This window comes from Acinetobacter pullicarnis (genome assembly GCF_006352475.1).
Lineage (GTDB): Bacteria > Pseudomonadota > Gammaproteobacteria > Pseudomonadales > Moraxellaceae > Acinetobacter > Acinetobacter pullicarnis.
In genome coordinates this window covers 1352548-1366550 of record NZ_VCMZ01000001.1, presented here as the reverse complement: position 1 = coordinate 1366550, position 14003 = coordinate 1352548, and the positions used below count along the sequence as shown (strand labels likewise).

The 14003-nt window shown below is 41.5% G+C and carries 13 protein-coding genes; 4 read left to right on the top strand and 9 right to left on the bottom strand.

Annotated features, from left to right (window positions below):
- Window positions 1-24: 24 nt before the first annotated feature.
- Together proB and cgtA are read right to left on the bottom strand one after the other, a co-directional pair.
- Window positions 25-1158, bottom strand: a complete 1134-nt coding sequence (gene proB / locus FD716_RS05940) for a glutamate 5-kinase (protein ID WP_139851430.1) — start codon at window positions 1156-1158, stop codon at window positions 25-27.
- A gap of 18 nt (window positions 1159-1176) precedes the next feature.
- Window positions 1177-2394: an Obg family GTPase CgtA gene (cgtA, locus tag FD716_RS05935; protein WP_139851429.1), complete on the bottom strand. Its 1218-nt coding sequence runs from the start codon at window positions 2392-2394 to the stop codon at window positions 1177-1179.
- Window positions 2395-2671: 277 nt separating this feature from the next.
- On the opposite strand from cgtA, the gene prfH reads away from it, so the two are divergent.
- Window positions 2672-3265, top strand: a complete 594-nt coding sequence (gene prfH / locus FD716_RS05930; RefSeq protein WP_139851427.1) for a peptide chain release factor H — start codon at window positions 2672-2674, stop codon at window positions 3263-3265.
- 2 nt (window positions 3266-3267) lie between these two features.
- Here prfH and FD716_RS05925 read toward each other — a convergent pair whose 3' ends face one another.
- Entirely contained in the window at window positions 3268-3636 is a 369-nt protein-coding gene (locus tag FD716_RS05925; protein ID WP_139851426.1) for a winged helix-turn-helix transcriptional regulator, read from the bottom strand.
- 114 nt (window positions 3637-3750) lie between these two features.
- Here FD716_RS05925 and FD716_RS05920 point away from each other — a divergent pair, with 114 nt between their 5' ends.
- Complete coding sequence (locus FD716_RS05920; RefSeq protein WP_139851424.1) at window positions 3751-4608, top strand: SDR family oxidoreductase; 858 nt, start codon at window positions 3751-3753, stop codon at window positions 4606-4608.
- A gap of 29 nt (window positions 4609-4637) precedes the next feature.
- On the opposite strand, the gene FD716_RS05915 is transcribed toward FD716_RS05920, so the two are convergent.
- From FD716_RS05915 to uvrB, 5 genes are all read right to left on the bottom strand, one after another.
- Window positions 4638-5312 (bottom strand): hypothetical protein, encoded by a 675-nt coding sequence (locus FD716_RS05915; protein ID WP_171477083.1) that lies wholly within the window; start codon window positions 5310-5312, stop codon window positions 4638-4640.
- A gap of 2 nt (window positions 5313-5314) precedes the next feature.
- The gene (locus FD716_RS05910; RefSeq protein ID WP_407641922.1) at window positions 5315-6055 is read right to left on the bottom strand and encodes an MFS transporter; all 741 of its coding nucleotides are present in this window, start codon (window positions 6053-6055) and stop codon (window positions 5315-5317) included.
- 335 nt (window positions 6056-6390) lie between these two features.
- Window positions 6391-7848, bottom strand: coding sequence for a glyceraldehyde-3-phosphate dehydrogenase (locus FD716_RS05905; RefSeq protein ID WP_139851419.1), 1458 nt, complete (start codon window positions 7846-7848; stop codon window positions 6391-6393).
- Window positions 7849-8033: 185 nt separating this feature from the next.
- Window positions 8034-8975, bottom strand: coding sequence for an EamA family transporter RarD (rarD, locus tag FD716_RS05900; protein WP_139851417.1), 942 nt, complete (start codon window positions 8973-8975; stop codon window positions 8034-8036).
- 142 nt (window positions 8976-9117) lie between these two features.
- A complete protein-coding gene (gene uvrB / locus FD716_RS05895; RefSeq protein WP_139851416.1) occupies window positions 9118-11139 on the bottom strand; it encodes an excinuclease ABC subunit UvrB in 2022 nt (673 codons plus the stop codon).
- Between the two features lie 216 nt (window positions 11140-11355).
- Here uvrB and FD716_RS05890 point away from each other — a divergent pair, with 216 nt between their 5' ends.
- Both FD716_RS05890 and FD716_RS05885 read left to right on the top strand, forming a co-directional pair.
- Window positions 11356-12135, top strand: coding sequence for an A1S_2505 family phage non-structural protein (locus FD716_RS05890; protein WP_139853622.1), 780 nt, complete (start codon window positions 11356-11358; stop codon window positions 12133-12135).
- 199 nt (window positions 12136-12334) lie between these two features.
- A complete protein-coding gene (locus tag FD716_RS05885; protein WP_139851415.1) occupies window positions 12335-13756 on the top strand; it encodes a sensor domain-containing diguanylate cyclase in 1422 nt (473 codons plus the stop codon).
- A 43-nt stretch (window positions 13757-13799) separates the two neighbouring features.
- Here the strand turns inward: FD716_RS05885 and FD716_RS18825 are convergent, their stop codons facing one another.
- Window positions 13800-13970, bottom strand: coding sequence for a hypothetical protein (locus FD716_RS18825; RefSeq protein ID WP_171476992.1), 171 nt, complete (start codon window positions 13968-13970; stop codon window positions 13800-13802).
- Between the last annotated feature and the right edge of the window lie 33 nt (window positions 13971-14003).

Here is a 14003-nt window from a genome sequence, read left to right as displayed (position 1 = left end):
AAACTTAAATGCTGAATAATGTTATTAATAAATCGCCATATGATTGCGATGAATCATTTCTAAAGAACGCGCTTCACCAAGTACTTGGTGAACTTTGTCTGAAGACAGACCTTTGACCAATTCAGCAGAACGCGAACTAAAATTGACGCGACCCACTGCGATACGCTTACCGATTTGATCAACACACTCAACCACATCACCACGATCAAAATGACCTTCAATCGCTTTCACCCCAACAGGCAAAAGACTGCGATGCTGTGCTTTAATGGCATTGACGGCACCATCATCAATCACTAGACGTCCAGCCGTTTGCAAATGTGCTGCTAACCACTGTTGACGTGCCGTAATCCGATCATTGTCTGTGACAAATAAAGTACCTAGCATTTCGCCCGCCATTAAGCGTGCGAGGACTCGATCACTTTCACCACTGGCAATTAAGGTTGGACAGCCTGATTTTGCTGCAAGGCGTGCTGCGCGCACTTTGGTGAGCATTCCTCCGCTCCCCAATGCACCACTACCGCCTGCCATTTCAAACAGTTGCTCATCTAATGCACGCACCGTAGACAAGAGTTTTGCCTCTGGATTACTACGCGGATCTGCATCAAACATGCCCTGTTGATCGGTCAAAATAATCAACAAATCTGCATGAACTTGACCTGCAACCATCGCTGCCAAAGTATCGTTATCGCCAAAACGGATTTCGTCTGTCGACACTGTGTCATTTTCATTGATGACAGGAACAACCTGCCATTCAATTAGTTGCTGCAATGCATCGCATGAATTTAAATAACGTCGACGATCGCTTAAATCGTCATGGGTTAATAACACTTGCGCTGTTTTGACTTGATGACGATCTAGAACACTCGACCAAGTTTGGATCAAGCCCATTTGGCCAATGGCGGCACAGGCTTGCAAACTGGGTAAATCAGTGGGTCGACTTGGCAACTTCATCCGTACCATACCTTCCGCCACTGCACCCGAGGTCACAAGTATCATCTCGTGACCAGCGCGGTGTAGATCTACAATTTGTTTCGCCCAATGCGAAATGGCTTCGAGATCTAAACCTTGCCCGTTTGCTGTGAGGAGTGCAGATCCGATCTTAACCACGATCCGTTGGCACGCCTTAAGCTGACGTTGCCCATCTACCACTTGTATCATGTTGTTCCTCAGCTCTACTTAACGAACGTAGACAACTTCCACGTCATCTTCTTCGTCGTCTTCAAATTCATCTAAATCATCTAGCAACAAGCCAGCTTCACGCTGCTCTTTGCGCATTAAGCGATATGCTTCTTTCGCTGCAATGGTTTGTTCACGAGTTTCAATTTCAAGTTGTTCACGGAAGGCTCGAACTTCTGCTGCATATTCAGGATCTTCGAGTTCACGCTCACGCTGCTGCTCAATTTGATCCATTAAATAATACACCACAGGTTTTGTGCCTTCTGAAAGCAAACCAGAAGTTTTAAACACCGGACCATCCCATTGCAATTCATCGAGAATATGCTGACACCATTCATCTCTGGTATCTTCAGCCAGTTGATCAAGCTTATTCAAGACCAAGACCACTGGCAATTTCGCCAAGGTTGGTGAGAACTTCGCCAGTTCATTGGTAATGGCTTTGGCATTATAAGCAGGATCAGAACCATCAATTGGTTGCACATCAACGATATGCAATAAAATGCGGGTACGTGCCAAATGTTTTAAGAAACGAATGCCTAAACCAGCGCCTTCTGCTGCACCTTCGATTAAACCTGGAATATCGGCCATTACAAAAGAACGATGGCTATCCGCGTCGACCACACCAAGATTTGGGATCATGGTGGTAAATGGATAGTCAGCCACTTTTGGTTTTGCTGCAGATACGGCACGAATCAGCGTCGATTTACCCGCATTCGGCATACCCAATAGACCAACGTCGGCCAAAACCTTTAACTCTAAGCGAATTTCACGAAACTCGCCTTTAAAACCATGGGTACATTTACGTGGTGAACGGTTAGTCGATGACTTAAAGTGCGTATTGCCTAAGCCGCCATCTCCCCCCGTTGCAACCATTACTTTTTGGCCGCTTGCGACCAAATCGCCAATAATGTCACCAGATTCTGTATCTACAATTGTGGTTCCAATTGGAACAAACAAGGTGACTGATTCACCACCGCGACCAGCACAGTTTGCGCCTGAACCATTTTTACCACGTTCCGCACGGAAACGACGGGTATAACGATAGTCAACTAAAGTACCGGCATTATCATCTGCTTGTATAAAAATGCTACCACCGCGCCCTCCGTCACCACCATCAGGTCCGCCAAAGGGTACAAATTTTTCACGGCGAAAACTGGCTACGCCATTGCCACCGTCGCCAGCCTCTACGGTAATGACTGCTTCATCAACAAAGCGCATGCTGCCAATCCTCTAAATATTTTTAAACCGCCTATTTTGCCATATTTTACAAGATTTCTCGAATAGTATTCTGCATGAATGCATGTTTTTGCATAGCAACAGATTTGACAAGTGACTGGCTTTTATTTAAAGTTTGTGCAAAATACCTGCGCAAGCATAAAAAAACTATACTTAAGTGCTTAATTTAAATCACTTAATAATAAAACCACCCTCAACAATGACCGCGTTAAAACACCAAATTAATTTTAAAATCCAATGGAATAATCGAACCGAATAAATGTTATTTATGCAATTAACTGCTGCTCAAGGCCCAGCAGAATGTGAACAGGCCGTCAAATTTACCTATCAACAGCTTTTAGCCGATGCAAAGCAACAGCAAATCGAGTTAACCCGCATAGAAGAAATCGTAACCCCAGCAGGTTATGCCTCCATTTTACTGCAAGCCAAGGGTGAGCAACTTGAGGCATGGAGCAACACTTGGTGCGGCAGTATCCAGTGGACTTTTCAAAGCCCGTTTCGGCCACAACATAAACGTAAAAATTGGTTTATTGGCATTACAGCGTTTAAAGCTCCCAAACTTTTACCTGCCGATGACAGCATTCGCTTTCAAGCATGTCGTGCTACAGGAAGTGGTGGTCAACACGTTAACACCACCGATTCAGCCGTGCATGCGACCCATATTGCAACTGGCATTAGCGTCAAAGTCATGACCGAACGCAGTCAGCATGCCAATAAACGACGCGCCTGCGAACTGATCGCATTAAAGTTGCAACAATATGCTGACGAAGCGCAAGCCGATCAAAAACTTGCACGACATATACAGCATGGGCAAGTTGAGCGTGGTAATCCGATTCGTCGTTTTAAACGTTAAGCCTATACGTTTTTTTTATTTTCTAAAATTTCTGGCAAACTGCGCTCAATCCACGCAATTAAATAATTTAACTTCTCCGCAGCCTGTGCCCCCAAAATGGTCAGTTGATATTCAACTTTGGGAGGCACTTGTGGGTAGACTGTTCGTAAAATAAAACCATCTCGTTCTAAAATTTTTAAGGTTTGTGCCAACATCTTTTCACTCACCCCTTCAATACGTTTTCTTAACTCACTAAAACGTTGCACCCCCTCACTTAAACAACGTAAAACCAACACTGACCACTTATTAGTGAGATGCTCCAAGATTTCCCGTGAAGGGCAATCATTAGACAAAACTTGACCAATCAAATTACTGTTCGCATAGGCGCTCATTATTTCTCTCCAAAACGAAACTTACTAACTTTTAGGTACGTACTTACATAAAGAAAGCTTTAAGCCTAAGATCATATCACCATGTCTATTATATGAACAACAGGAAGGTATCACATGAATATTGCAATTACGGGTGCAAATGGCCAACTGGGTCAACTTGTCATTCAAGCATTACGTCAACAAGCACCAGAGGTAAATGTGGTTGCCTTGGTTCGAGATCCACAAAAAGCCGAACATCTTCAAGATCTTGGTGTTACTGTACGGCATTTTGACTATGATCAAATTGAAAGCTTAGTTCCGGCTTTACAAGGCATTGATAAATTACTACTGATCTCAGCCAATGAAATTGGTCGTCGCGTTCCTCAACATCGTGCAGTGATTGAAGCAGCCCAAATAGCCGGTGTGCCCTATCTTGCCTACACCAGTTTATATAATGCAACACATAGCCCACTCAGCTTGGCAGGCGAACACCGTGAAACTGAAAAACTCATTCAAAACAGTGGCTTAAAATACAGCTTGCTACGTAACAACTGGTATAGTGAAAACTATTTAGCCAATATCCAACATGTTGTAGCCCAAGGCGTACTTTATGGCGCTGCGCAAGATGCCAAAATCAGTTCAGCATCACGTCACGACTATGCTGAAGCAGCCGCAAAAGTTTTAACGTCAGCTGGTCATGAACATGACATTTATGAGTTAGCAGGCAGTGAAGCCTTTAGTTTGTCAGAGTTGGCTGGCTATATTGGTGAAGCCGCAGCCAAACAAGTGATCTATCAAGATTTAAGTCCCAATGACTATCATCAAGCCTTAATTGGTGCAGGGCTACCGGCTGGACTGGTCGATGTGATTGTTGATGCCGATGTGCAAGCCACGCATGGCGCCATGTACTCAAATGCGACGGATTTGGCACAGCTACTTGGTCGCGCGAGCACACCGATTCAAAGCCAAGTACACGCGCTATTCAAAAACTAAAAAACTTAAAAATCAAGCTTCAAGCCTATTTAGGGATGCAGATTTTTAAGTGGTAAAGTCATTTTCATCTCTAAATTGGCAGTTGTGTCACGGTTAAGGTTATACATCGTGGCATTAAATGAAGCAATTCTATCCATTTGAACAGGGTCATTGATGGCCAGAATAGGCTTAAATTGATGCTTGACGGGAACTTCGAGTATCTCGTTAAAATCAAAATAAACCAAGCCATTAAAGTCGATTTTAATCGGAAGCCGATAACGTCGTTTCAAATGAAATGGCACATTCATTTTAATTGGAATATTAAGTTTTAATGGAAATTTAGGTAATAGAGAGTTTTGATAAACTAAATCTGTTGTGGTTTCTAAGGGCATCACGCTCTCAATTTTAATATTGGTTTGATAATCAATATCCACCGTAATCGGAGTTTCTACAGCAAAATCTAATTCCGCCAAATACCGACCTTTTAAAGGCAATTGTAATGTGCGATCCAAAGCAATAATGGTGTCTAGATTGCCAACAGCATGAGTTTGCAAATGATTACCGACATGAATGGTGGTCGCCAACGACTTAGATAACTGAATGCTGGCGCGTTGTGATGAAATAGAAAGAGATGCTTGCAAATTGAGATAGAGCCAAAATAACAGCGCAACCAACCCAACCAACAATATAAAACTCAGTAGCATATTTCTGAGTGAGCTAAACATAATCATGGTGTTTTGACCGGTTGGGGCGCGATCTGTGTTTGCTTTTGATTCGCCTGAGCCTGCGACACGCTAGGCTTCACAATAGGTATCGCATCAGTGCGCGATAACACCACGCTATTTAATGGAATTTTTAACTGCCCCTGCTGGATTTTAACAGGCAAAGTATTTTTTACATCGACCGTGGCAGCCAAAGCGGTTTTCACTGGCACATTCAAATGCCCTTTAATTGGAATGTTGGTATTGAGCGTAGCATCCAAGGGAAGTCGTAAATTTTGTTTTAATACCGCTTTAACCGGTGCATCAAATTTGAGATGCACAATTTGATTGAGCGGCACCTTGAGATCAATTGGCACATCCAGTTTAATCGGAATATTACCTTTTAAAGGCAAGCTAATATCTTGGCCAAGTACTTTTACCGTAACCTTGGTATCAATTGGCATATTTTGCGCAATTTTCAAAACTTCTTTAACAGGAATAGTGCTCTTAATCGGCACTCGATTATCAAAATATACATGCGGGGTTAAAGTCTGAGTCAGTGGAATATTCAGTTTTTCATGGATCGGTATCACCGCATCGACTTTCCCACTTACATCAACATCCAGCGCATCATGAATTTGCACCTTGGCCTGTAAAGGTGCCTGTAAATCAATATTGACCGCCTGATTTTCAAGCGGAATATAAATATTGAAATGCTTAAAAATCCAAATAGCGATCAACACACCGCATAGTGCAGCAATCACCATAAAACTTAAAGCACCTAACAGTCTTCTTATATTCAATGGACTTTCCTTGGTGTACACAGCTGAATGCTCAGTTTAACCACTTTGCGCTGTGTTCCTTGACCATTCTGTCTGAAATTTTGTTGTAGTATCTAATTGTTTATGTAGAAGAAAAAAGTATTTTGTTGTCGTATTTAAACTTATTTAAATAAAAAAATCACTATAAAGTAGCTGCATTCAACTTTAATTAAATGACATCACCTACCTGCTAATTTCCTGCATTTTTCACAGCTGCCACAGCTGCTTATGGTAAAAAAAAGAGCCTCATAAGAGACTCTTTTTGATCGTGCAGTTATAAATTAAGCATTCGTTTCTGCAGGAATTTTAGCGTATTTCACACCACACATTTGTTCAGCAATACGCAATACTTGGCAGCTATAACCCACTTCATTGTCATACCAAACATAAGCGGTTAAACGTGTACCAGAAGTAATGGTGGCTTGTGCATCAAACACACCAGCAGTACGCGAGCCAATGAAGTCACTTGAAACAACTTCAGTTGAATTGGTATAGCCAATCTGACCTTGTAAACTTGAGCTAATCGAAATTTGACGAATATATTCGTTTAATTCTTCACGATTAACTTCTTTTTCAAGATTTAAGTTCAAAATCGCCAATGAAACGTTTGGTGTTGGTACGCGTACCGAGTTACCTGTCAACTTACCTTTCAGACCAGGAAGTGCTTTCGCCACCGCTTTTGCAGCACCTGTTTCAGTAATGACCATGTTCAATGTTGCAGCACGGCCACGACGATCTGCTTTATGATAGTTATCAATTAAGTTTTGGTCGTTGGTGAAAGAGTGAACTGTTTCAACATGACCATTTAATACTTTGTATTTATCATCAATCACTTTCAATACCGGTGTAATGGCATTGGTGGTGCAGCTTGCAGCAGAGATGATTTTATCTTCATCGAGAATGTCAGCGTTATTCACACCAAACACCACGTTTTTCATCTCACCTTTACTTGGTGCAGTCAAAACAACACGAGCAACACCTGGGCATTCTAAGTGACGGCTTAAGCCTTCAGCATCGCGCCAAATACCAGTATTGTCGATCACAAGTGCATTTTCAATGCCGTATTCGGTGTAATCAACTTCGCTTGGATTTGCTGCGTAGATCACTTTAATGAAGTTACCATTGGCAATGATGGCTTCATTTTCTTCATCGACAGAAATGGTTCCTGCAAATGTACCGTGGATTGAGTCACGACGTAGTAAAGATGCACGTTTAGACAAATCGCCATCTGAAGATTTACGTACCACAATTGCTTTTAAGTTTAGACCGCGGCCCAAACCAGATTGGCTGATGATCAGACGTGCAAGGATACGACCGATACGACCAAAACCATAGAGAACGACATCTTTTAATGTTTCTTCAGTTTTGCCGCCTTCAATACTGCGCACAGCATTGGCAACGAATTCGTTGATGTCGCCGCCTTTTTCTTTAAATTCAACCGCTAACTTACCAATGTCAACTTCAGCAGTACCAATATTTGGCACATTCATTAAAGCTTCTAAAATTGGGAAAGTGCTTACAACTGAAAGTTCAACATCTAACACACGAGTACGACGGTGTGTTTTTAAGATCTGAATCACAGAGCGATTGATTAAAGAACGGCCGTAAACAGCAACAACAATATTTTTTTCACGGTACAGTTGTCCAATTAACGCAATCATACGTTCAGCGATTTCTTCGCGATTGGCCCAACGACCTTGGTGTTCTGCGTGTAAGGCGATGATGGTGTCTTTGCTCACAGATACGTCCTCTATTTAATATCTAATAGGCTACAATTTAAACCACGACAATTGTAAAGGAAATCGCCAGCAGATTGTATCAAAAGCTGAAGTAAGGGCAGCTTATTTGCACTAAATACGACATTAATTTAGAAAATAGTCATAATTCATCAAATGATAATTAAATAAAGCAGATGAAAATGTGCTTATTGCGTCTCATCATTCAGTCGTTGCGCGAGCTTCTCTCGATTTAACGCCAAATTCTTGGTTTTTTGATGTTGCTGATAAAGATGCCATGCACCCTCAACCACCAAAATAAACACTGCCACCCAAATTGGAATATAAGTCCACCATTCATCTGCTTGGATACTTTCGCCCAAGAGAATAGATACAAATGCCAGCAACACGGGTTCAACATAACTGAGTAAGCCAAATAAAATCAGCGGCAAATAACGACTGGCCAAAATATAGCTGCCCAACCCGATTGAGCTTAAAATGCCTAAACCCGCAATCACTAAAAATAAAATTGGAAAATTCAAGAATTTAACGTAGGCGTCTGTACCGGTCTGGGTGAAATAAATTGCGACGGGCAAGCACAGTAGTAAATCCCACCAAAAACCACCTAAGTGATCGGTTTTTAAAGCTTTACGGAGTAAAAAATACAGCGGATAACCAACAGCGACCAACAAGGTCTCCCATGCCACACCCCCCTGTCGCCAAATTTCATGGCTCACGCCAAAGATCGCACAAGCAACGGCAAGCATTTGGAACTTGCTGAGTTTTTCCTTATAAAATACACAGCCAGCCAATACCAACACCAGTGGCAATAGGAAATATCCCAATGAAACTTGCAAGCCGCGACCATTGATCGGGCCCCATAAGAACAACCACAACTGTACCGACGACAAAGCCGAGGTCAGCAGCAAGGCTAAAATTAAATAGGGTTGACGACGTAAGCGTTGAAATACGGTATTCACCAAATTTAATTCACGGGTGTAATACATAAACAAGCTTAAAAATGGCAGGGTTGCAATAATGCGCCAGCCAAAGGTCTGCAGACTATCGAAATCACCGAGCAATTGGCTATAAAAATATAAAACACCAAAAGTAACAGAAGCCAAGATAGACAGGACGATGCCCTTAAACATCTTATACCTCATAAAATTGATGTTAATTCATGCGTGAATCATAGGTGATCTTGCGAAAAAAAACAGCACAATCGAAATTGTACTGTGAACTAAATTTACAAGAACTTTATAATAAATTCAAAGCGGCACCGTGCAACGGTTGTTACATCAGCATTTGCGCTTTTAACCTCACAATTTCATCTCGAATGCTTGCAGCTTGCTCAAACTGCAGTTCTTTGGAAGCCTTCAACATTTCTTTCTCAAGTTTGCCCATATGTTTTGCCAACAGCTTTGGATCGGACAATAAATGATGCTCGTCAGCGGTAATCGCACGAACTTTTGCAGATCCAGATGCCTCGGCATAATCATCCTCAAACACCTCGCCAGTATCAATTTCTTTAATGGCTTGGCGTATGGCACTGCGTGGAATAATACCGTGTTCGGTATTGTATTGAATCTGCTTTTCACGGCGACGTGCGGTTTCATCAATGGCTTTGCGCATCGAATCGGTAATCCGATCGGCATATAAAATCGCCTTACCTTTGATATTTCGTGCAGCACGCCCAATGGTTTGAATTAATGCTCGCTCAGAACGTAAAAAACCCTCTTTATCAGCATCAAGGATCGCTACCAAAGACACTTCTGGCATATCCAACCCTTCACGCAACAAGTTAATCCCGACAATCACATCATAAATTCCTGTGCGCAATTCATGAATAATTTTAACCCGCTCTACTGTATCGATATCCGAGTGTAAATAGGCTACTTTTACATTATATTCTTTTAAGTATGAGGTGAGGTCTTCGGCCATACGTTTGGTTAACGTCGTGATCAATACTCGCTCGTTCAGCACTTTGCGGATATTAATCTCAGACAGGACATCATCAACTTGCGTCAGTACAGGCCGCACTTCAATTTCTGGATCAATCAATCCCGTTGGACGCACCACTTGTTCAACAATATATTCCGATTTTTCTAATTCATATTTGGCCGGTGTTGCACTGACATAAATCGTGGTCGGAATAATCCGCTCCCACTCTTCAAATTGCATTGGGCGATTATCCAACGCACTTGGCAAACGAAAACCATAATTCACCAAATTTTCTTTACGTGAACGGTCACCTTTATACATCGCACCAATTTGTGGAACGGTGGCATGTGACTCATCGATAATCAGTAAGGCATCTTCAGGCAAATAATCAAATAAAGTCGGTGGCGCTTCACCAGATGGACGCCCAGACAAATGTCGTGAGTAGTTTTCAATCCCATTGGTATAACCGAGCTGTTGCATCATTTCCAAGTCATAACGGGTACGCTGTTCAATCCGCTGTGCTTCAAGTAATTTGTCATGCTCACGGAAAAATACCAGACGTTCTTTAAGCTCTTCTTTAATGGTACCGATTGCACGTTGTAAATTATCTTTTGGCGTCACAAAGTGACTTTTAGGATAAATCGTAATCCGTGGCACTTTGCGTACCATTTTGCCATTGATCGGATCAAACCAACGAATCGAGTCCACTTCATCATCAAACAATTCAATTCGAATCGCATGTTGATCGGATTCAGCAGGAAAAATATCAACGATTTCACCGCGAATACGATAAGTACCGCGCAAGAACTCCAGTTCATTACGGCTATACTGCATTTCTACCAAACGTCGAATAATTTCAGCGCGGCTAATCCGATCACCCTGCACCACATGCAGTAACATGCTCATATAGGCATTCGGATCGCCCAAACCATAAATCGCAGAGACTGAGGCGACAATAATAGAATCACGGCGTTCTAATAATGCTCGGGTTGCCGAAAGACGCATCTGGTCGATGTGATCGTTAATTGCTGAGTCTTTTTCAATAAAGGTATCTGAAGAAGGCACATAGGCCTCAGGCTGATAATAATCATAGTAGCTGACAAAATATTCAACCGAATTTTTGGGGAAAAATGCTTTAAATTCGCCATAGAGCTGCGCGGCTAAGGTCTTATTATGCGCCATCACAATAGTTGGACGCTGCAACTGGGCAATCACATTGGCCATGGTGTAGGTTTTACCTGAGCCCGTTACCCCCAGTAAAAGTTGATCATGTGAACCCTGCCGAATTCCTTTGACCAGTTTTTCAATGGCTTGAGGCTGATCGCCTGCAGGTTGAAAGTTAGTAACTAATTCAAAAGGTTGGTTTTCGCTCACAGATTATCTCTCAATATTGAAAAATTCGAAGGAAAAATCTAGCACTCGGCTTAGATTGTCTGAGAACCGTCAGACTGTCGTATTAGATTGGGTACTACCAAAAATATTCAAGCATGATCGCATGATATATCACACTATATTAAACTGATTTAAAACTTGACGCGCTTGCAATTCAATTGCAACATGAGAAATCAACCATTACAGCCTGTAAACTCCATGACCTATCACTATCACGATGAAAGTATTATCAAGACTTTAGCTGAAGATACCATCTTTGTATTTGGTAGCAATATGGCAGGCACACATGCCGGTGGCGCAGCTAAAATTGCTCTACAACATTTTGGTGCAACCAAAGGCGTTGGCCGAGGTTGGGCAGGACAAAGTTTTGCGATTCCAACCATGAATGAGCATTTACAGCAAATGCCACTGTCCCAGATTCAACATTATATTGATGATTTTAAAATTTACGTTAAACATCATCCAAAAATGAAATTCTTCATCACGGCTGTCGGCTGTGGTGTTGCAGGTTATAAAGTCGAAGAAATTGCTCCGATGTTTAAAGGCATTGGGCAAAAAGTTATTTTTCCAGCATCATTTCGCCCATTTGTTGAAAAAACGCTCCCAAAATTAAATCAGAAACTTTTACAGACCTTTATTGATCCTGATGTGATTTTTGCGGTAGAACCTGAACTTGCAGTACAACAACTTGAGCTCTCTGCAGCCGAAAAAAGTCTTGTCGCTATCGTCTTAAACACCCCGATGTCACCCGTTGACAGTAATGGTCGCGATCGCGTCTTTGAAATACAAGATATTCTGCACACCATTAACAGTAAAATTCCTAATTTCAAAACCGAAACTGAAGATTCACTGGTTGTGGGTGGCGTGATTTTGGCATTATTGGAACTGTATAATCTGAACGAACAAGACTTTATTGATGTTTGGCAAGGACGTCGGGAAATCGCACCGCCAAGCCCGGCACATCATGCGAAAAAATAAAACCATGATCAGTTGAAAACTCACACGAATGATCACAAAAGCCCTAAAATCATTGGATCTTAGGGCTTTTATGTTCTTATAAACACTTTTTATAAATTACAATTAACCTTTTATTTCATTTACAAATATTCTAGAATAACGCTTTATTAAAATACGATACCTTCTAAAATTGAATAAAAAGCAAACTAGGTCTACAAGAATGAATATTTCTGATTCATCAGTTTTTGATTTATCACCAATACCACTCTGGGTGGAAGATTATAGTTGCGTAAAAGCACAATTCGATCTTTGGCGTCAACAAGGCATCACCGATCTTCGTCAGTTTTTAGAACAAGATCTACAACGTGTAACGCAGTGCGCACATCAAATAAAAATCGTCAAGGTCAATCAAAAAGCGCTTGATCAATTGGCTGCCCGAGATTTACAACATTTACGCGACAACCTCGATATTATTTTTCAAAAGCAAATGTTCAATACCCATATCACTGAACTGGTTGCGTTATGGGAAGGTCAAACTGAGTTTACCAGTACCACCATTAACTACAGCCTTCATGGTCAAGTACTCGACATTAAACTCAGAGGTGTGGTGCTCCCAGGCCATGAGCAGGATTTAGCCCAAGTGTTAATCAGCACTGAAGATATTAGTGCTTATCAACAAGCACGCCGCTTGGCAGAATCACGATTCACCTATTCACCTTGCGCGCTATTTGTAGAGGATTTTAGTCGTGTCAAAACCAACTTAGATCAATTGCGCGACATCGGTATTGAAGATTTTCGAACCTTTTTAGATGTGCATCCCGAATTTGTTCAGCAATGCATCGATGATATTTTACTGCTTGATGTTAACCAAGCCAGCCTAGAACTGTTTAAAGCACCAGACAAAGCCAGTTTATTTCTCAATTTAAATAAAATATTTGCCTATGAAACCCTACATACCTTTAGGGAGCAGTTAATCGAACTTTGGGATGGTCGGATTCATCATCAACGTGAAGCGATCAACTATGCCCTCGACGGCTCTATTCGTAACGTATTGCTGCAATTTACTGTATTTCCAGGACATGAACATGATTGGAGTCTGGTACAAATCGCATTGACCGATATTACTGCCCGTAAAAAAGCAGAAAACTATTTAGAATATTTAGGCAAGCATGACGTACTGACTAAACTGTTTAATCGTTCATTTTTTACCGAAGAATTAAACCGTCTAGAAAAAAATATAGTACGTCCAGTATCCGCGGTATTCATTGATATGAACGGTTTAAAATATATCAATGATCACTATGGTCATGATAGTGGAGACGCTCTGCTTAGACGCATAGGCAATATTATTAATCGAAGTATTCGAAACACACCATATAATGCTTCGCGTGTTGGGGGAGATGAATTTATTATCTTTATGCCGGGTGCCAATGATAGCGATGTGAGTCACTTAAAACTAAGCATTGAGGAGTTACTTAGCATTGATAATCAATATTACTCCAGTCAACCCATCAGCTTATCAATCGGACATGCCACCACGATTCAAGGTGAAAGTATTGAAGATATGCTTAAACGTGCAGATCAGGTGATGTATCAACAAAAACAGCAATATTATAGTTTAAAAATAAATCAGCAGGTCTGACACAACCACCTAACCTGCTCAAATATAATTTAGCCTTTTGAAATTAACGCTTCCCAAAAGAACGACGTGTACCTCTTGGTGGTGCCCAAGTACGGTCCGCATAGTTTTCAGGTTTAGGGCGAAAATTATTGTGTGTTACATCTTCTTCCGACTGTTCAGCAGCTTGCGGCATTGGGAAAGGAAGTTTTACCAATGGTTTTTTTTGATTCGACATTTTCATTACTCAATTTACTTCTGGCGGAGATTT